We start from the raw sequence: 20519 nt of genomic DNA on the forward strand, positions 1-20519 counted from the left end.
GATATGGCAATGACTTACCACCTGGACGTCGTCAGCGCAGAGCAACAAATGTTCTCTGGTCTGGTCGAGAAAATCCAGGTAACGGGTAGCGAAGGTGAACTGGGGATCTACCCTGGCCACGCACCGCTGCTCACCGCCATTAAGCCTGGTATGATTCGCATCGTGAAACAGCACGGTCACGAAGAGTTTATCTATCTGTCTGGCGGCATTCTTGAAGTGCAGCCTGGCAACGTGACCGTTCTGGCCGACACCGCAATTCGCGGCCAGGATCTCGACGAAGCGCGAGCCATGGAAGCGAAACGTAAGGCTGAAGAGCACATTAGCAGCTCTCACGGCGACGTAGATTACGCTCAGGCGTCTGCGGAACTGGCCAAAGCGATCGCGCAGCTGCGCGTTATCGAGTTGACCAAAAAAGCGATGTAACACCGGCTTGAAAAGCACAAAAGCCAGTCTGGAAACAGGCTGGCTTTTTTTTACGCGTGATCCGTCCTGAAGAGCGTTCACATAGATCCTGCTGATATAAAACACCCCTGTTTTCCCGTTTATTCATTGATCGAAATAAGAGCAAAAACATCCACCTGACGCTTAAATGAAGGTACTGCCTTAATTTTCTGCAGACAAAAGGCGTGACGATGGTCGAAAATGGCACTTTCGTCAGCGGGGATAATCCGTTATTGAACAATTTATCCTCTGTCCATTTCACGATGAAAAAAATGTAGTTTTTTCAAGGTGAAGCGGTTTAAATTCGTTCTCAAATTACAGTCAGGACGCGTATGTTGAATAATGCTATGAGCGTAGTGATCCTTGCCGCAGGCAAAGGCACGCGCATGTATTCCGATCTTCCGAAAGTGCTGCATACCCTTGCCGGGAAAGCGATGGTTCAGCATGTCATTGATGCTGCGAATGAATTAGGCGCAGCGCACGTTCACCTGGTGTACGGTCACGGCGGCGATCTGCTAAAACAGGCGCTGAAAGACGACAACCTGAACTGGGTGCTTCAGGCAGAGCAGCTGGGTACGGGTCATGCAATGCAGCAGGCCGCACCTTTCTTTGCCGATGATGAAGACATTTTAATGCTCTACGGCGACGTCCCGCTGATCTCTGTGGAAACACTCCAGCGTCTGCGTGATGCTAAACCGCAGGGTGGCATTGGTCTGCTGACGGTGAAACTGGATGATCCGACCGGTTATGGACGTATCACCCGTGAAAACGGCAAAGTTACCGGCATTGTTGAGCACAAAGATGCCACCGACGAGCAGCGTCAGATTCAGGAGATCAACACCGGCATTCTGATCGCTAACGGCGCAGATATGAAACGCTGGCTGGCGAAGCTGACCAACAATAACGCTCAGGGTGAATACTACATCACCGACATTATTGCGCTGGCGTATCAGGAAGGACGTGAAATCGTCGCCGTTCATCCGCAACGTTTAAGCGAAGTTGAAGGCGTGAATAACCGCCTGCAACTCTCTCGTCTGGAGCGCGTTTACCAGTCCGAACAGGCTGAAAAACTGCTGTTAGCAGGCGTTATGCTGCGCGATCCGGCGCGTTTTGATCTGCGCGGTACGCTTACTCACGGGCGCGATGTTGAAATTGATACTAACGTTATCATCGAGGGCAACGTGACTCTCGGTCATCGCGTGAAAATCGGCACCGGTTGCGTGATTAAAAACAGCGTGATTGGCGATGATTGCGAAATCAGTCCGTATACCGTTGTGGAAGACGCGAATCTGGCAGCGGCCTGTACTATTGGCCCGTTTGCCCGTCTGCGTCCCGGTGCTGAGTTGCTGGAAGGTGCACACGTCGGTAACTTCGTTGAGATGAAAAAAGCGCGTCTGGGTAAAGGCTCGAAAGCCGGGCATCTGACTTACCTGGGCGATGCGGAAATTGGCGATAACGTTAACATCGGCGCGGGAACCATTACCTGCAACTACGATGGTGCGAATAAATTTAAGACCATTATCGGCGACGATGTGTTTGTCGGTTCCGACACTCAGCTGGTGGCCCCGGTAACAGTAGGCAAAGGCGCGACCATTGCTGCGGGTACAACTGTGACGCGTAATGTCGGCGAAAATGCATTAGCTATCAGCCGTGTGCCGCAGACTCAGAAAGAAGGCTGGCGTCGTCCGGTAAAGAAAAAGTGATTCAGGCCGGGTAATCCGGTCATCTGGGATGAGGAGATAACATAATCTCCCTCCCACAAGCAGTAACTATAAAAATAACCCCACTCTCTACAAGGCTCGGGGCGCCCGAAAAAACGGGCATACAGGTTGACCGACAACGATATAAATCGGAATCAAAAACTATGTGTGGAATTGTTGGCGCGATCGCGCAACGTGATGTAGCAGAAATCCTTCTTGAAGGTTTACGTCGTCTGGAATACCGCGGATATGACTCTGCCGGTCTGGCCGTTGTTGATGCAGAAGGTCATATGACCCGCCTGCGTCGCCTCGGTAAAGTCCAGATGCTGGCTCAGGCAGCGGAAGAACATCCTCTGCATGGCGGCACCGGTATTGCTCATACTCGCTGGGCGACCCACGGTGAACCTTCAGAAGTGAATGCGCATCCGCATGTTTCTGAACACATTGTGGTGGTGCATAACGGCATCATCGAAAACCATGAACCGCTGCGTGAAGAGTTAAAAGCGCGTGGCTATACCTTCGTTTCTGAAACTGACACCGAAGTGATTGCCCATCTGGTGAACTGGGAGCTGAAACAAGGCGGGACTCTGCGTGAGGCTGTTCTGCGTGCTATCCCGCAGCTGCGTGGTGCGTACGGTACAGTGATTATGGACTCCCGTCACCCGGATACCCTGCTGGCGGCACGTTCTGGTAGTCCGCTGGTGATTGGCCTGGGTATGGGCGAAAACTTTATCGCTTCTGACCAGCTGGCGCTGTTGCCGGTGACCCGTCGCTTTATCTTCCTTGAAGAGGGCGATATTGCGGAAATTACTCGCCGTTCGGTAAACATCTTCGATAAAACTGGCGCGGAAGTAAAACGTCAGGATATTGAATCCAATCTGCAATATGACGCGGGCGATAAAGGTATTTACCGTCACTACATGCAGAAAGAGATCTACGAACAGCCAAACGCGATCAAAAACACCCTTACCGGGCGCATCAGCCACGGTCAGGTTGATTTAAGCGAGCTGGGACCGAACGCCGACGAACTGCTGTCGAAGGTTGAGCATATTCAGATCCTCGCCTGTGGTACTTCTTATAACTCCGGTATGGTTTCCCGCTACTGGTTTGAATCGCTGGCAGGTATTCCGTGCGACGTCGAAATCGCCTCTGAATTCCGCTATCGCAAATCTGCCGTGCGTCGTAACAGCCTGATGATCACCTTGTCACAGTCTGGCGAAACCGCGGATACCCTGGCGGGCCTGCGTCTGTCGAAAGAGCTGGGTTACCTTGGTTCGCTGGCAATCTGTAACGTTCCGGGTTCTTCTCTGGTGCGCGAATCCGATCTGGCGCTGATGACCAACGCCGGTACGGAAATTGGTGTGGCCTCCACCAAAGCATTTACCACCCAGCTCACCGTGCTGCTAATGCTGGTGGCAAAACTGTCTCGACTGAAAGGTCTGGATGCCTCCATTGAGCATGACATTGTGCATGGTCTGCAGGCGCTGCCGAGCCGTATTGAGCAGATGCTGTCTCAGGACAAACGCATTGAAGCTCTGGCAGAAGATTTCTCTGACAAACATCACGCGCTGTTCCTGGGCCGTGGCGATCAGTACCCAATCGCGCTGGAAGGCGCATTGAAGCTGAAAGAGATCTCTTACATTCACGCTGAAGCCTACGCTGCAGGCGAGCTGAAACACGGCCCGCTGGCGCTGATTGACGCGGATATGCCGGTTATCGTCGTTGCACCGAACAACGAACTGTTGGAAAAACTGAAATCCAACATTGAAGAAGTTCGCGCGCGTGGCGGTCAGTTGTATGTCTTCGCCGATCAGGATGCGGGTTTTGTAAGTAGCGATAACATGCACATCATCGAGATGCCGCATGTGGAAGAGGTGATTGCACCGATCTTCTACACCGTTCCGCTGCAGCTGCTGGCTTACCATGTCGCGCTGATCAAAGGCACCGACGTTGACCAGCCGCGTAACCTGGCAAAATCGGTTACGGTTGAGTAATCACTATCATAGATAAAAAAGGGCTGCCGACCGGTGGCCCTTTTTTATAACTGACATCAATAAATTCATCTATCTTTCTATATAAATATATTCTGAATTATCATTAATGTCTGATAACAAACTTGATTTTTTACTGTTTAAATAATATTTAAACAATAAATTTATATTTTATTTTTGCGTAATTAATATTATTTTTAGATAAAGCTGTCTCTTTGGTGTACTATTCCTTTGAATCAAAAATACACTTATTAATATAAGTGATGATTCATGGTAAAGGATATATTATATCAATGGAGTTTTTATGAAGCGTAATATTATAGGCGGTGCATTCACTCTGGCATCTCTAATGCTGGCCGGGCATGCACTGGCAGAAGATGGTGTTGTTCACTTCGTCGGTGAAATTGTCGACACTACTTGTGAAGTTACCTCCGATACAGCCGATCAAATTGTCCCACTGGGTAAAGTCAGTAAAAATGCATTTTCAGGTGTAGGTAGTCTGGCGTCGCCACAGAAGTTCAGTATTAAGCTCGAAAATTGCCCGGCAACGTACACTCAAGCAGCCGTTCGTTTTGATGGTACAGAAGCGCCTGGCGGCGACGGCGACCTGAAAGTGGGTACGCCGCTTACAGCAGGCAACCCTGGTGATTTTACCGGTACAGGACAAGCGATTGCGGCAACCGGCGTTGGTATTCGTATTTTTAACCAGTCCGATAATTCGCAGGTTAAACTTTATAACGACTCTGCTTATACCGCTATCGATGCTGAAGGCAAGGCTGAAATGAAGTTTATTGCACGCTATGTGGCAACCAATGCGACCGTAACGGCTGGTACAGCGAACGCTGATTCACAATTTACTGTCGAATATAAGAAATAATTTATCAAGGGCCTTTTTATTCAGTTGGCTTTGGCCAGGGAGTCGTTATGTCCAGAAAAAGTTGTTTAATCAGGCTCTTTAAAACAACAGTTTCATGTAAGTTATTTACCGCGATTATACTCAGCGTTTTTTTAGGCCAACCAGCATTAACTTATGCAGGCGTTGTCATTGGTGGTACGCGGGTGGTTTACTTAAGTAATAATGCTGATAAATCTATTTCTGTATTTAGCAAAGAAGAAAAAATACCTTATCTCATCCAGGCTTGGGTAGATCCATTTAATAAAGAGGATAAAAGCAAAGCGCCGTTTACCGTTATTCCGCCAGTATCACGATTAGAACCTGCGCAAGAAAAAATATTACGCATTATTCACACCAAAGGTGTGTCATTGCCTGATGATCGCGAGTCAGTCTTCTGGCTGAATATTAAAAATATTCCGCCATCAGCGAGCAACAAAGCGACGAACTCGCTGGAAATAGCAGTAAAAACGCGTATCAAGCTGTTCTGGCGACCAGCAAATATCCGCCTTATTCCCGAAGATGCTGCGCCGAAAGTGAAATGGCGCCGGGAAGGGCGAAATCTGATAGCAGAGAATCCCAACCCAATTCATATCAGTGTGATGGATGTCATCGTTGATGGCCATGATGTGCCCCTCAATATGATCCGTCCTTTTGAAACGCTCACGTTACCTTTACCTGCTAATTCTGCGGGAGGCCAAATGACCTGGCGATTTATTAATGATTACGGCGCAGTCAGTGACCCGATAAAAATGACGCTGTAAGCAAGGGATAAGGATAGGCGTATTATGATGACGACCAGAATAGTGGTTGGCCTCACGGCAGGGACGTGTCTGATTTTCTCGCAAAACCTGATGGCCGAGGTCAGTGTATTCAATCCGGCGCTTCTGGAAATCGACCATCAATCCGGAGTCGATATTCGCCAGTTTAATCGGGCAAACCTGATGCCCCCAGGTGTTTATAGCGTTGATATTTTTATCAACGGTAAAATGTTTGAACGTCAGGATGTGACATTTGTTCAGGATAATCCAGATGCTGATCTGCACGCTTGCTTTATTGCCATTAAAAAAACACTGTCCTCCTTTGGCATAAAAGTTGATGCGCTCAAATCGTTCAATGATGTGGATGAGACGGTTTGCCTCGATCCTGCTCCACGTATTGAAGGCTCATCCTGGCAGTTTGACAGTGATAAATTACAGCTGAATATATCCATTCCCCAAATCTACATGGACGCGATGGCTTATGATTACATCAGCCCCACGCGTTGGGATGAGGGGATTAACGCGCTCACCATCAACTACGATTTTTCTGGTTCACATACACTACGTTCAGATTATGGTTCACAAGAGACAGATACCAGTTATCTCAATCTGCGCAATGGACTGAATATTGGACCGTGGCGGCTACGTAATTACAGTACTTTAAACACCAGCGATGGCCGTGCGGAATACAACTCCATTAGTACCTGGATACAGCGCGATATTGCCGCGTTAAGAAGCCAGATTATGATTGGTGATACGTGGACGGCGAGCGATATTTTCGACAGTACGCAAATTCGCGGCGCGCGTTTGTATACTGATAACGATATGCTACCCGCCAGCCAGAATGGCTTTGCTCCTGTGGTTCGTGGGATTGCAAAGTCCAACGCCACCGTCATCATTCGGCAGAATGGCTACGTGATTTATCAGTCTGCCGTTCCACAAGGTGCTTTTGAGATCACCGATCTCAACACCGCCAGTACAGGTGGCGATTTGGACGTAACCATCAAAGAAGAAGACGGTAGCGAACAACGATTCACCCAACCTTATGCTTCATTGGCGATTCTTAAACGTGAAGGTCAGACAGATGTTGATGTCAGCGTGGGTGAATTGCGCGATGAAGACGGATTTACACCGGACGTCCTTCAGGCGCAAATACTTCATGGTTTTTCCCACGGGATCACTTTATATGGAGGTATGCAGGCTGCTGAAAATTATGGTTCTGCAGCTCTGGGTGTCGGTAAAGATCTTGGCGCTTTGGGCGCAATTTCTTTCGATGTGACACATGCTCGTGCGAATTTTAGCCATGATGATACAGAAACGGGTCAGTCATATCGCTTTCTCTATTCAAAACGATTTGACGACACAGACACTAGCTTGCGCCTGGTTGGCTATCGTTACTCCACCGAGGGCTACTATACCCTCAATGAGTGGGCATCGCGGCGCAACAGCCCTGAAGACTTTTGGGAAACAGGTAACCGACGTAGTCGCGTGGAGGGAACGCTAACGCAGTCGTTGGGGAGAGATTATGGCAATTTATACCTGACATTAAGCCGGCAACAATACTGGCATACCGATGATGTCGAACGATTAATGCAATTTGGCTACAGCAGTAGCTGGAAGCGTCTCTCGTGGAACGTCTCCTGGAGTTATTCCAATACTGCCAGACAGGGGACGGGGAACAACCATGCCAGTGATAACACCAGTGAGCAGATCTACATGCTCTCTTTATCTGTTCCTTTATCGGGCTGGTGGGGTAATAGTTACGCCACCTATTCTGTTTCGCAAAACGATAATTCCGGTAGCTCACATCAACTCGGACTCAGCGGTACGGCGCTGGAAAGAAATAACCTTTCATGGAATTTAATGCAGTCCTATAACAGTCATGATGATGAGGTTGGCGGTAATATGTCCCTGACCTATGATGGCTCTTATGGCACGGTGAACGGCAGCTATAACTACAGCCAAAATTCCCAGAGGCTGAATTATGGTATCAGAGGGGGAATTCTGGCACACAGCGAAGGGGTAACGTTAAGTCAGGAGTTAGGTGAAACTATTGCTCTTGTTAAAGCACCTGGGGCCGCCGGGTTAGAAATAGATAATATGCGCGGTGCTGCGACGGACTGGCGCGGCTATACGGTCAAGACACAGCTAAACCCTTATGATGAAAATCGGGTAGCAATCAGCGATAACTATTTCTCGAAGTCGAATATAGAACTTGATAATACCGTCGTTACGATGGTTCCCACGCGTGGTGCAGTGGTTAAAGCGGAGTTTGTGACTCATGTGGGTTATCGCGTTCTCTTCAGAGTGTTAAATGCAAATGGTAAACCGGTACCTTTTGGAGCCATTGCTGCGATACAAGATGCAAGTTTGGCAGATTCAGGAATTGTCGGTGACCGTGGCGAACTTTATCTTTCTGGTCTACCAGAAAAAGGACAGGTTACGTTATCCTGGGGAGAAAACGCCTCAACAAAATGCATCTTCAATTATTCACTTTCGACACCAGAAAGTGAGAGCGGATTAATTGAACAGGGTGTGACATGTCATTAAAAGGATTTTTATGAACAAGTATATCAAACAGTGGTGCTTTGCTGTGTTTATGCTCTCGTTAAGTAGTGTAGCACTTGCAGCTCCTAAAGGTATCTGTACCCCTGATAATGGCGTATTTCACAGTACGCTTGATTTCTCGGGATATCTTATTACCGCGAACGAAAATAAGGTTGGAACGACATTTAACACCACTGTAACTAATGGATCCTCATATCCTGGACGCTGTCATTGTGATACTGGTAACGTAGGAGAATTCCCCTATATCTATTATACGTCAAAAATAAACCAGGCATTAACTTATGCTGGGGTTCACTCTAATATTAATTATTATGATCTTAATCCGAACCTTGATGTTGGGATTGCTATAGATATTCTTGGGGTTGGGTATGTGAATGCACCTTTTGAATATCATGCTAACAACCCGTCTGGTAATACAAAGTACAATTGCAACCGCATTGAACCTTTAAGTATATCTAGTGGGGCTAAAGCGATAGTATATTTTTATATCAAGAAGACATTTGCAGGAAAATTGATTATTCCTGAAACAAAGATAGTGACATTGTATGGAACAATTAGCCGTGACACCCCGGTGGATTACTCACAGCCGATGGCTGATGTTTATATTCGGGGCGATATTACAGCTCCGCAAAGTTGCGAAATAAATAATTTACAGCCAGTTTATTTTGATTTTAAAGAAATACCAGCTGCAGATTTTTCATCTGTTGTTGGAAGTGCGGTAACAACACATAAAATTACTAAAACGGTCACTATTGAGTGTGAAAACCTGGGGATACTGAATACCGATGATATCAGTACGTCTTTTTATGCTACCGAACCCAATACGGACAATTCAATGGTCGTAACTTCAAACTCTAACGTGGGGATAAAAATTTACGACAAAAATAATAAGGAAATCAAAGTGAACGGTGGTGAGTTGCCAACAGACATGGGTAAATCAACAGTGTATGGTGAAAAATCAGGTAGTGTAACTTTTTCAGCTGCTCCTGCGAGCCTTACTGGAGCTCGCCCAGCCCCGGGGCAATTTACTGCAACAGCGACGATAACTGTTGAGATTGTGCGCTAATAGGTCTGACAACGATTGTTCATCACATCGTTGTCATCTCACCCATTTCTTTATCACTTTTAAATGCATCATGACAAAAAGATGACATGTGGGATTTTCATCTTCACATTTAAAATCAGTAAGTTATTTGGTAATTCCTTTCTGTCATAAAAATGTCATATTCCTTACATATAACTGTCACCTGTTTGTCCTATTTTGCTTCTCGTAGCCAACAAACAATGCTTTATGAATCCTCCCAGGAGACATTATGAAAGTTATGCGTACCACCGTCGCAACTGTTGTCGCCGCGACCTTATCGATGAGCGCTTTCTCTGTGTTTGCAGAAGCAAGCCTGACAGGTGCAGGTGCAACCTTCCCTGCGCCGGTGTATGCCAAATGGGCTGACACTTACCAGAAAGAAACCGGTAATAAAGTTAACTACCAGGGTATCGGTTCTTCCGGTGGCGTAAAACAGATTATCGCTAATACCGTTGATTTTGGTGCCTCTGACGCGCCGCTGTCTGACGAAAAACTGGCTCAGGAAGGTCTGTTCCAGTTCCCGACCGTGATTGGCGGCGTGGTGCTGGCGGTTAACATTCCAGGGCTGAAGTCTGGCGAACTGGTGCTGGATGGTAAAACCCTCGGCGACATCTACCTGGGCAAAATCAAGAAGTGGGATGATGAAGCCATCGCCAAACTGAATCCGGGTCTGAAACTGCCTTCACAAAACATTGCTGTAGTACGCCGCGCAGATGGCTCCGGGACTTCCTTCGTCTTCACCAGCTACCTGGCGAAAGTGAACGAAGAGTGGAAAAACAACGTTGGTACTGGCTCTACCGTAAAATGGCCGATCGGTCTGGGCGGTAAAGGTAACGACGGTATCGCCGCGTTCGTTCAGCGTCTGCCGGGTGCAATTGGTTATGTTGAATATGCTTACGCGAAGCAGAACAACCTGGCGTACACCAAACTGATCTCCGCTGATGGTAAACCGGTTAGTCCGACCGAAGAAAACTTCGCTAATGCAGCAAAAGGTGCAGACTGGAGCAAAACCTTCGCTCAGGATCTGACCAACCAGAAAGGCGAAGATGCATGGCCTATTACCTCTACCACGTTCATTCTGATCCACAAAGATCAGAAGAAACCAGAACAAGGCACAGAAGTGCTGAAATTCTTCGACTGGGCGTACAAAACCGGGGCTAAACAGGCGAACGACCTGGATTACGCCAGCCTGCCGGATAGTGTAGTTGAACAGGTTCGCGCTGCGTGGAAGACCAATATTAAAGACAGTAGCGGTAAGCCGCTGTACTAATAAAACTCCAGGCCGGGTACGGTGTTTTACGCCGCATCCGGCATTACAAAATGACTTTGTAAACGCGTTTAACTGAAGAGTAACTTATGGCTGCAACCAAGCCTGCTTTTAACCCACCGGGTAAAAAGGGCGACATAATTTTCAGCGTGCTGGTAAAACTGGCGGCGCTGATTGTGCTATTGATGTTGGGTGGCATTATTGTCTCTCTGATCATCTCCTCCTGGCCGAGCATTCAGAAATTTGGTCTGGCTTTCCTCTGGACCAAAGAGTGGGATGCACCGAACGATATCTACGGGGCGCTGGTGCCGATCTACGGTACGCTGGTGACTTCGTTTATCGCGCTGCTGATCGCCGTCCCGGTGAGTTTCGGTATCGCCCTGTTCCTGACTGAGCTTGCGCCTGGCTGGCTGAAACGCCCGCTGGGTATCGCCATTGAGCTGCTGGCAGCCATTCCAAGTATCGTTTACGGCATGTGGGGCCTGTTTATCTTTGCGCCGCTATTCGCCGTTTACTTCCAGGAGCCGGTCGGCAATATCATGTCGAATATCCCGATTGTTGGCGCGCTGTTCTCTGGCCCCGCATTTGGTATCGGTATCCTCGCGGCAGGCGTGATCCTCGCCATCATGATTATTCCGTACATTGCGGCGGTAATGCGTGATGTGTTCGAACAAACCCCGGTGATGATGAAAGAGTCGGCCTACGGTATTGGCTGCACCACCTGGGAAGTTATCTGGCGTATCGTTCTTCCGTTCACCAAAAATGGTGTTATCGGCGGCATCATGCTGGGGCTGGGCCGCGCGCTCGGTGAAACCATGGCGGTGACCTTTATCATCGGTAACACCTACCAGCTCGACAGCGCCTCGCTGTATATGCCGGGCAACAGTATCACCTCTGCGCTGGCGAACGAATTTGCGGAAGCGGAATCCGGTCTGCACGTTGCCGCACTGATGGAACTGGGCCTGATCCTGTTTGTGATTACCTTCATCGTCCTCGCCGCATCGAAGTTTATGATTATGCGCCTGGCTAAGAATGAGGGGGCACGCTAATGGCTATGGTTGAAATGCAAACCACTGCGGCGCTGGCTGAATCTCGCCGCAAAATGCAGGCGCGTCGCCGCCTCAAAAACCGTATTGCGCTGACGCTCTCGATGGCGACGATGGCCTTCGGCCTGTTCTGGCTGATCTGGATTTTAATGTCCACCATCACTCGCGGTATCGACGGTATGTCGCTGGCGCTGTTCACTGAAATGACGCCGCCGCCCAATACGGAAGGTGGTGGTCTGGCGAACGCCCTGGCGGGTAGCGGGCTGTTAATTTTGTGGGCCACGGTATTCGGTACGCCGCTGGGCATTATGGCGGGGATTTATCTGGCGGAATATGGTCGTAAATCCTGGCTGGCAGAAGTGATTCGCTTCATTAACGACATTCTGCTCTCCGCGCCGTCGATTGTGGTTGGTCTGTTTGTTTACACCATCGTGGTGGCGCAGATGGAGCACTTCTCCGGCTGGGCGGGCGTGATTGCCCTGGCGCTGTTGCAGGTGCCGATTGTTATCCGCACCACCGAGAACATGCTGAAACTGGTGCCGGACAGCCTGCGTGAAGCGGCTTATGCGCTGGGTACACCGAAGTGGAAGATGATCTCCGCGATTACGCTGAAAGCGTCGGTGTCCGGGATCATGACCGGTATCCTGCTGGCGATTGCCCGTATTGCTGGTGAAACCGCGCCGCTGCTGTTTACCGCGCTCTCCAACCAGTTCTGGAGCACGGACATGATGCAGCCGATCGCCAACCTGCCGGTGACGATCTTTAAGTTTGCGATGAGCCCGTTTGCGGAATGGCAACAACTGGCCTGGGCCGGGGTATTGATTATTACCCTGTGCGTACTGCTGCTGAACATTCTGGCGCGCGTTGTTTTTGCGAAGAATAAACACGGTTAACACTTTGCCGGATGCGGCGTGAACGCCTTATCCGGCCTACGGTAAGCCTGATTAGCGAAGTGCATCAGGCACGATGAGGAAAAGATTGCAATGAGTATGGTTGAAACTGCCCCGAGTAAAATTCAGGTTCGTAATTTGAACTTCTACTACGGCAAATTCCATGCCCTGAAAAACATCAACCTGGATATCGCTAAAAACCAGGTTACGGCGTTTATCGGGCCGTCCGGCTGCGGTAAATCGACGCTGCTGCGTACCTTCAACAAAATGTTTGAACTGTACCCGGAGCAGCGTGCGGAAGGTGAAATTCTGCTTGATGGCGACAACATCCTGACCAACTCTCAGGATATCGCCCTGCTGCGTGCGAAAGTGGGCATGGTGTTCCAGAAACCGACGCCGTTTCCGATGTCCATCTACGACAACATCGCTTTTGGCGTTCGTCTGTTTGAGAAGCTCTCCCGTGCCGACATGGACGAGCGCGTGCAGTGGGCATTGACCAAAGCCGCATTGTGGAACGAAACCAAAGATAAATTGCACCAGAGCGGTTACTCTCTCTCTGGTGGTCAGCAACAGCGTCTGTGTATTGCGCGTGGTATCGCCATTCGCCCGGAAGTGCTGCTGCTCGACGAACCGTGTTCGGCGCTCGACCCTATCTCTACCGGGCGTATTGAAGAGCTGATCACCGAACTGAAGCAGGATTACACCGTGGTGATCGTCACTCACAACATGCAGCAGGCTGCGCGTTGTTCCGACCACACGGCGTTTATGTACCTGGGCGAATTGATTGAGTTCAGCAACACGGACGATCTGTTCACCAAGCCAGCGAAGAAACAAACAGAAGACTACATCACCGGTCGTTACGGTTGATTCAGGAGTGCGTTATGGACAGTCTCAATCTTAATAAACATATTTCCGGCCAGTTCAACGCCGAACTGGAAAGTATCCGCACGCAGGTGATGACCATGGGCGGCATGGTGGAGCAGCAGCTTTCTGATGCAATCACCGCGATGCATAACCAGGACAGCGATCTGGCGAAGCGCGTGATCGAAGGCGACAAGAACGTCAACATGATGGAAGTGGCGATCGATGAAGCCTGCGTGCGCATTATCGCCAAACGTCAGCCGACGGCGAGCGACCTGCGACTGGTTATGGTGATCAGTAAAACCATTGCCGAGCTGGAGCGTATTGGCGACGTGGCGGACAAAATCTGCCGTACTGCGCTGGAGAAATTCTCCCAGCAGCATCAGCCGTTGCTGGTAAGTCTGGAGTCGCTGGGCCGTCATACCATCCAGATGCTGCACGACGTGCTGGACGCGTTCGCGCGGATGGACATTGACGAAGCGGTACGTATTTATCGTGAAGATAAAAAAGTCGATCAGGAATACGAAGGTATTGTTCGTCAACTGATGACCTACATGATGGAAGATTCGCGTACCATTCCGAGCGTACTTACTGCGCTGTTCTGCGCGCGTTCTATCGAACGTATTGGCGACCGCTGCCAGAATATTTGTGAGTTTATCTTCTACTACGTGAAGGGGCAGGATTTCCGTCACGTCGGTGGCGATGAGCTGGATAAACTGCTGGCGGGGAAAGATAGCGACAAATAATTCACCAGACAAATCCCAATAACTTAATTATTGGGATTTGTTATATATAACTTTATAAATTCCTAAAATTACACAAAGTTAATAACTGCGAGCATGGTCATATTTTTATCAATAGCGCATTGCTATTTTCTCTGCACGCAATTAAATTAATTTCCGAACCTGGATGTTCGTTATAAAAACCATTAATAAATGACTGGATTGTTACTGCATTCGCAGGCAAAACCTGACATAACCAGAGAATACTGGTGAAGTCGGGTTTTTTTGTTTATAAAAAAGGTCCTTGCTATGAACATGCAAATCACCAAAATTCTCAACAATAATGTTGTGGTGGTTATTGATGATCAACAGCGGGAAAAAGTCGTCATGGGGCGCGGAATTGGCTTTCAAAAACGCGCTGGCGAAAGAATTAACTCAAGTGGAATAGAAAAAGAGTATGCCTTGAGCAGTCATGAACTGAACGGGCGATTAAGCGAACTCTTAAGTCATATTCCTCTTGAGGTGATGGCAACCTGTGATCGTATTATCTCTTTAGCGCAGGAGCGCTTGGGAAAATTACAGGACAGTATTTATATCTCGCTAACTGACCATTGCCAGTTTGCGATTAAACGCTTTCAGCAAAACGTGTTACTGCCCAACCCGCTGCTGTGGGATATCCAGCGGCTTTACCCGAAAGAGTTCCAGCTAGGGGAAGAAGCGTTAACCATTATTGATAAACGGTTGGGCGTGCAGTTACCGAAAGATGAAGTGGGCTTTATTGCCATGCATCTGGTCAGTGCCCAAATGAGCGGAAATATGGAGGATGTTGCAGGTGTCACGCAATTAATGCGCGAAATGCTGCAATTAATAAAATTTCAGTTCAGCCTTAATTACCAGGAAGAAAGCTTGAGTTATCAGCGACTGGTTACGCATCTGAAGTTTTTATCCTGGCGTATTCTTGGACATGCTTCAATTAACGATAGTGATGAGTCATTACAACAAGCAGTAAAACAAAATTACCCGCAAGCATGGCAATGTGCGGAGCGGATCGCCATTTTTATTGGTTTGCAGTATCAACGTAAAATCTCACCCGCAGAGATTATGTTTTTAGCCATAAATATAGAGCGCGTGCGCAAAGAACACTGAAATATTATTACTGAGTAAAGGATTGTTACCGCACTAAGCGGGCAAAACCTGAAAAAATTGCTTGATTCACGTCAGGCCGTTTTTTTCAGGTTTTTTTTTTGAGTTTTGCCGCAAAGCGGTAGAGGGCAAGTTATGACGGAGTTAGCCAGAAAAATAGTCGCAGGAGTCGGGGGCGCAGATAACATTGTGAGTCTGATGCATTGCGCAACGCGATTACGTTTTAAGTTAAAGGATGAAAGCAAAGCGCAAGCAGAGGTACTGAAAAAGACCCCCGGTATTATTATGGTGGTGGAAAGCGGTGGCCAGTTTCAGGTGGTCATAGGTAACCATGTGGCCGATGTCTTCCTGGCGGTTAACAGTGTGGCAGGCCTTGACGAAAAAGCGCAACAGGCACCGGAAAATGATGATAAAGGTAATCTGCTAAACCGCTTTGTTTATGTTATTTCAGGTATTTTTACGCCTCTGATCGGTTTGATGGCGGCAACCGGGATCCTGAAAGGTATGCTGGCTCTGGCGCTCACTTTTCAGTGGACGACCGAACAAAGTGGTACTTATTTAATTTTATTCAGCGCCAGTGATGCCTTGTTTTGGTTCTTCCCGATAATCCTGGGATACACCGCGGCGAAACGCTTCGGCGGTAATCCATTTACTGCCATGGTGATTGGTGGAGCGTTAGTGCATCCATTAATTCTGACTGCTTTCGAGAACGGGCAAAAAGCGGATGAGCTGGGGCTGGATTTCCTGGGTATTCCGGTCACATTGTTGAATTACTCGTCATCGGTTATTCCCATTATTTTTTCTGCCTGGTTGTGCAGCATTCTGGAACGCCGACTTAATGCGTGGTTACCGTCGGCAATCAAAAATTTCTTCACACCATTGCTATGTCTGATGGTTATCACACCCGTCACCTTTCTGCTGGTGGGGCCGCTATCAACCTGGATAAGCGAACTGATTGCCGCCGGTTATCTCTGGCTTTATCAGGCGGTTCCTGCATTTGCAGGCGCGGTAATGGGCGGCTTCTGGCAAATCTTCGTCATGTTCGGACTGCACTGGGGCCTGGTGCCGCTGTGTATCAATAACTTCACCGTGCTGGGCTACGACACCATGATCCCGCTGTTAATGCCCGCCATTATGGCGCAGGTCGGGGCGGCGCTCGGCGTCTTCCTCTGCGAACGCGATGCGCAGAAAAAAGTGGTGGCGGGATCAGCGGCGTTGACGGGCCTGTTTGGTATCACCGAACCAGCGGTATATGGCGTTAATCTGCCGCGTAAGTACCCCTTTGTTATCGCCTGTATCAGTGGGGCTTTGGGGGCCACCATCATTGGCTACGCGCAAACGAAAGTGTACTCCTTTGGTTTGCCAAGTATTTTCACCTTCATGCAAACCATCCCGTCAACGGGAATTGATTTCACCGTCTGGGCCAGCGTTATTGGCGGTGTCATTGCCATCGGTTGCGCATTTGTCGGTACGGTGATGCTTCATTTCATCACCGCTAAACGTCAGCCAGCGCAGGGTGCCCCGCAAGAGAAAACACCAGAGGTTATTACACCACCTGAGCAGGGCGGTATCTGTTCACCGATGACGGGAGAGATTGTGCCGCTCATTCACGTCGCTGATACCACGTTTGCCAGTGGCCTGTTGGGTAAAGGTATCGCCATTCTGCCCTCGGTTGGTGAAGTGCGTTCTCCGGTTGCGGGTCGAATTGCTTCGTTGTTCGCCACATTACACGCCATTGGCATTGAGTCAGATGATGGTGTGGAGCTCCTGATTCATGTCGGTATCGACACCGTAAAACTGGACGGCAAATTCTTTTCCGCTCACGTCAACGTGGGTGACAAGGTCAATACAGGCGATCGGCTGATTTCTTTTGATATCCCTGCTATTCGCGAGGCCGGATTTGATCTGACGACGCCGGTATTAATCAGTAATAGCGATGATTTTACGGACGTATTACCCCACGGCACGGCGCAGATAAGCGCAGGTGAACCGCTGTTATCCATCATTCGCTAACGATAAAAGAAGTTAATTATGAAAGCATTTCCAGAAACATTTCTTTGGGGTGGCGCAACAGCTGCCAATCAGGTGGAAGGTGCCTGGCAGGAAGATGGCAAAGGGATCTCGACCTCAGATTTACAGCCTCATGGCGTAATGGGAAAAATGGAACCGCGCATCCTGGGGAAAGAGAATATCAAAGATGTCGCCATCGATTTTTATCACCGTTACCCGGAAGATATCGCGTTATTTGCCGAGATGGGCTTCACCTGTCTGCGTATTTCCATTGCCTGGGCGCGAATTTTCCCTCAGGGCGACGAAGTCGAACCGAATGAAGCGGGGTTAGCGTTTTACGATCGGCTGTTTGATGAAATGGCGCAGGCGGGGATCAAGCCGCTGGTAACGTTATCCCATTACGAAATGCCATATGGGCTGGTGAAAAACTACGGCGGTTGGGCTAATCGAGCGGTCATCGATCACTTCGAGCATTACGCCCGCACGGTCTTTACTCGCTACCAACATAAAGTGGCGTTATGGCTGACGTTTAATGAAATCAACATGTCGTTACACGAGCCATTCACGGGCGTGGGGCTGGCAGAAGAGAGTGGCGAGGCGGAAGTTTATCAGGCTATCCACCATCAACTGGTTGCCAGTGCGCGGGCAGTTAAAGCCTGTCATAGCCTGCTCCCCGAAGCGAAAATCGGCAATATGCTTCTCGGTGGGCTGGTTTACCCCCTCACCTGCCAGCCACAGGATATGTTGCAGGCCATGGAAGAGAACCGGCGCTGGATGTTCTTTGGTGATGTTCAGGCGCGTGGCCAGTATCCCGGCTATATGCAGCGTTTCTTCCGCGACCACAATATCACCATTGAGATGACTGAAAGTGACGCAGAAGATTTAAAACATACCGTCGATTTCATCTCTTTTAGTTATTACATGACTGGTTGTGTTTCCCACGACGAAAGCATTAATAAAAATGCGCAGGGCAACATACTGAATATGATCCCCAATCCGCATCTGAAAAGTTCAGAGTGGGGGTGGCAAATTGATTCGGTTGGATTACGGGTTCTGTTAAATACGCTTTGGGATCGTTATCAAAAACCGTTATTTATTGTCGAGAACGGATTAGGCGCAAAAGACAGCGTTGAAGCGGATGGTTCGATACAGGACGATTATCGAATTGCCTATTTAAACGATCACCTGGTACAGGTAAATGAAGCGATTGCCGATGGTGTGGATATTATGGGGTACACCAGTTGGGGGCCAATTGATTTAGTCAGTGCATCTCATTCACAAATGTCTAAGCGCTACGGCTTTATTTATGTGGATCGTGATGATAATGGCGAAGGAAGCCTCACAAGAACGCGTAAGAAAAGCTTCGGATGGTATGCAGAAGTGATCAAAACGCGGGGGCTGTCATTAAAAAAATAACCAATAAAGCACCTTAATTATCGTCGCATTCAGAACAGTCTGGATGCGATACGTTAATTCTTTCTTTGCACCATAAAGGGATATTATGTTTAGACGAAATCTTATTACCTCTGCCATCTTATTAATGGCACCGTTAGCCTTTTCTGCACAATCATTGGCTGAATCATTAACGGTGGAACATCGCCTTGAGTTATTAGAAAAAGCGTTAAGAGAAACGCAAAGCGAACTCAAAAAGTATAAAGATGAAGAGAAGAAAAAATATACGCCAGCGACGGTGAATCGTAGCGTAAGTACGAATGATCAAGGGTATGCCGCCAATCCGTTCCCGACCAGTAGTGCCGCAAAACCTGATGCTGTACTGGTCAAAAATGAAGAGAAAAATGCCAGTGAGACAGGCTCGATTTATTCTTCCATGACTCTGAAAGATTTCAGTAAGTTTGTGAAAGATGAAATTGGCTTTAGTTACAACGGCTATTACCGTTCTGGTTGGGGGACCGCCTCTCATGGTTCACCTAAATCATGGGCGATTGGTTCTCTGGGCCGCTTTGGTAACGAATACTCCGGCTGGTTTGATTTGCAGTTAAAACAACGTGTCTACAACGAAAACGGCAAACGGGTTGATGCCGTTGTGATGATGGATGGTAACGTTGGTCAGCAGTACTCTACCGGCTGGTTTGGCGATAACGCCGGTGGCGAGAACTTTATGCAGTTCTCCGATATGTACGTTACCACCAAAGGTTTCCTGCCCTTTGCGCCAGAGGCTGATTTCTGGGTGGGTAAACACGGTGCGCCGAAAATTGAAATCCAGATGCTGGACTGGAAAACGCAGCGTACTGATGCCGCAGCGGGTGTAGGTCTGGAAAACTGGAAAGTCGGTCCGGGTAAAATTGATATCGCGCTGGTTCGCGAAGATGTCGATGATTACGATCGCAGCCTGCAAAACAAACAGCAGATTAATACCAATACTATTGATTTACGCTATAAAGATATCCCGTTATGGGATAAAGCGACCTTAATGGTGAGTGGTCGTTATGTCACGGCAAACGAAAGCGCATCGGAAAAAGATAATCAGGATAATAACGGCTATTATGACTGGAAAGATACCTGGATGTTCGGCACATCTTTAACGCAGAAATTTGATAAAGGTGGCTTCAACGAATTCTCCTTCCTGGTTGCGAATAACTCTATCGCCAGTAACTTTGGCCGTTATGCTGGCGCAAGTCCATTTACCACCTTTAATGGTCGTTATTATGGTGATCACACCGGCGGAACAGCAGTTCGTCTGACCTCGCAGGGCGAAGCCTATATCGGCGATCATTTTATTGTGGCTAACGCGATTGTTTACTCCTTCGGTAACGATATTTATAGCTACGAAACAGGCGCACACTCTGATTTCGAATCTATTCGTGCGGTTGTTCGCCCGGCCTATATTTGGGACCAATATAACCAGACAGGTGTTGAACTGGGCTATTTCACCCAGCAAAACAAAGATGCGAATAGTAATAAATTTAATGAGTCTGGTTATAAAACCACGCTCTTCCATACCTTTAAAGTCAATACCAGTATGTTGACCTCGCGTCCGGAAATTCGTTTCTACGCCACGTATATCAAAGCCCTGGAAAACGAACTGGATGGCTTCACCTTCGAAGACAATAAAGACGACCAGTTTGCTGTCGGTGCCCAGGCTGAAATCTGGTGGTAATGGAACTTAATGAAAGGAATATTAC

At 48.4% G+C, this 20519-nt stretch carries 16 protein-coding genes; all 16 read left to right on the forward strand.

The window, feature by feature from the left end; genetic code table 11:
- Positions 1 to 3 precede the first annotated feature (3 nt).
- The 16 genes from ACJHXA_RS08855 to bglH all read left to right on the forward strand — a co-directional run bounded on the left by ACJHXA_RS08855 (position 4) and on the right by bglH (position 20494).
- The gene (locus ACJHXA_RS08855) at positions 4 to 423 is read left to right on the forward strand and encodes a F0F1 ATP synthase subunit epsilon (protein WP_001251965.1); all 420 of its coding nucleotides are present in this window, start codon (positions 4 to 6) and stop codon (positions 421 to 423) included.
- Between the two features lie 350 nt (positions 424 to 773).
- Positions 774 to 2144, forward strand: a complete 1371-nt coding sequence (glmU, locus tag ACJHXA_RS08860) for a bifunctional UDP-N-acetylglucosamine diphosphorylase/glucosamine-1-phosphate N-acetyltransferase GlmU (RefSeq protein ID WP_000933736.1) — start codon at positions 774 to 776, stop codon at positions 2142 to 2144.
- A gap of 161 nt (positions 2145 to 2305) precedes the next feature.
- The gene (gene glmS, locus ACJHXA_RS08865; protein WP_000334099.1) at positions 2306 to 4135 is read left to right on the forward strand and encodes a glutamine--fructose-6-phosphate transaminase (isomerizing); all 1830 of its coding nucleotides are present in this window, start codon (positions 2306 to 2308) and stop codon (positions 4133 to 4135) included.
- 301 nt (positions 4136 to 4436) lie between these two features.
- Entirely contained in the window at positions 4437 to 5009 is a 573-nt protein-coding gene (lpfA-O113, locus tag ACJHXA_RS08870) for a long polar fimbria major subunit LpfA-O113 (RefSeq protein WP_000827806.1), read from the forward strand.
- Positions 5010 to 5056: 47 nt separating this feature from the next.
- Positions 5057 to 5788: a long polar fimbrial chaperone LpfB-O113 gene (lpfB-O113, locus tag ACJHXA_RS08875; RefSeq protein ID WP_000088112.1), complete on the forward strand. Its 732-nt coding sequence runs from the start codon at positions 5057 to 5059 to the stop codon at positions 5786 to 5788.
- A gap of 24 nt (positions 5789 to 5812) precedes the next feature.
- Positions 5813 to 8335 (forward strand): long polar fimbrial usher protein LpfC-O113, encoded by a 2523-nt coding sequence (gene lpfC-O113, locus ACJHXA_RS08880; protein ID WP_000989215.1) that lies wholly within the window; start codon positions 5813 to 5815, stop codon positions 8333 to 8335.
- A gap of 10 nt (positions 8336 to 8345) precedes the next feature.
- The gene (gene lpfD-O113 / locus ACJHXA_RS08885; RefSeq protein ID WP_001046030.1) at positions 8346 to 9419 is read left to right on the forward strand and encodes a long polar fimbrial minor subunit LpfD-O113; all 1074 of its coding nucleotides are present in this window, start codon (positions 8346 to 8348) and stop codon (positions 9417 to 9419) included.
- Positions 9420 to 9666: 247 nt separating this feature from the next.
- Positions 9667 to 10707, forward strand: a complete 1041-nt coding sequence (gene pstS, locus ACJHXA_RS08890; RefSeq protein ID WP_000867146.1) for a phosphate ABC transporter substrate-binding protein PstS — start codon at positions 9667 to 9669, stop codon at positions 10705 to 10707.
- 86 nt (positions 10708 to 10793) lie between these two features.
- On the forward strand, positions 10794 to 11753 hold the full coding sequence (gene pstC, locus ACJHXA_RS08895; protein ID WP_000741620.1) for a phosphate ABC transporter permease PstC: 960 nt from the start codon (positions 10794 to 10796) through the stop codon (positions 11751 to 11753).
- The gene (gene pstA / locus ACJHXA_RS08900) at positions 11753 to 12643 is read left to right on the forward strand and encodes a phosphate ABC transporter permease PstA (RefSeq protein ID WP_001251991.1); all 891 of its coding nucleotides are present in this window, start codon (positions 11753 to 11755) and stop codon (positions 12641 to 12643) included. The genes pstC and pstA overlap by 1 nt, the downstream gene beginning before the upstream one ends.
- Before the next feature lie 90 nt (positions 12644 to 12733).
- Positions 12734 to 13507: a phosphate ABC transporter ATP-binding protein PstB gene (gene pstB / locus ACJHXA_RS08905; protein WP_000063125.1), complete on the forward strand. Its 774-nt coding sequence runs from the start codon at positions 12734 to 12736 to the stop codon at positions 13505 to 13507.
- A gap of 14 nt (positions 13508 to 13521) precedes the next feature.
- Positions 13522 to 14247 (forward strand): phosphate signaling complex protein PhoU, encoded by a 726-nt coding sequence (phoU, locus tag ACJHXA_RS08910; protein WP_000377786.1) that lies wholly within the window; start codon positions 13522 to 13524, stop codon positions 14245 to 14247.
- Between the two features lie 285 nt (positions 14248 to 14532).
- On the forward strand, positions 14533 to 15369 hold the full coding sequence (gene bglG / locus ACJHXA_RS08915; protein WP_001298954.1) for a transcriptional antiterminator BglG: 837 nt from the start codon (positions 14533 to 14535) through the stop codon (positions 15367 to 15369).
- A gap of 132 nt (positions 15370 to 15501) precedes the next feature.
- Positions 15502 to 17379 (forward strand): PTS beta-glucoside transporter subunit IIABC, encoded by a 1878-nt coding sequence (gene bglF / locus ACJHXA_RS08920; protein ID WP_000137294.1) that lies wholly within the window; start codon positions 15502 to 15504, stop codon positions 17377 to 17379.
- Positions 17380 to 17397: 18 nt separating this feature from the next.
- The gene (gene bglB / locus ACJHXA_RS08925) at positions 17398 to 18792 is read left to right on the forward strand and encodes a 6-phospho-beta-glucosidase BglB (protein ID WP_000643236.1); all 1395 of its coding nucleotides are present in this window, start codon (positions 17398 to 17400) and stop codon (positions 18790 to 18792) included.
- A gap of 85 nt (positions 18793 to 18877) precedes the next feature.
- A complete protein-coding gene (gene bglH / locus ACJHXA_RS08930) occupies positions 18878 to 20494 on the forward strand; it encodes a carbohydrate-specific porin BglH (protein ID WP_000489849.1) in 1617 nt (538 codons plus the stop codon).
- Positions 20495 to 20519: the final 25 nt, after the last annotated feature.

Source organism: Escherichia sp. WS33 (genome assembly GCF_046486385.1).
In the GTDB taxonomy this organism is placed as follows: Bacteria; Pseudomonadota; Gammaproteobacteria; order Enterobacterales; family Enterobacteriaceae; genus ECMA0423.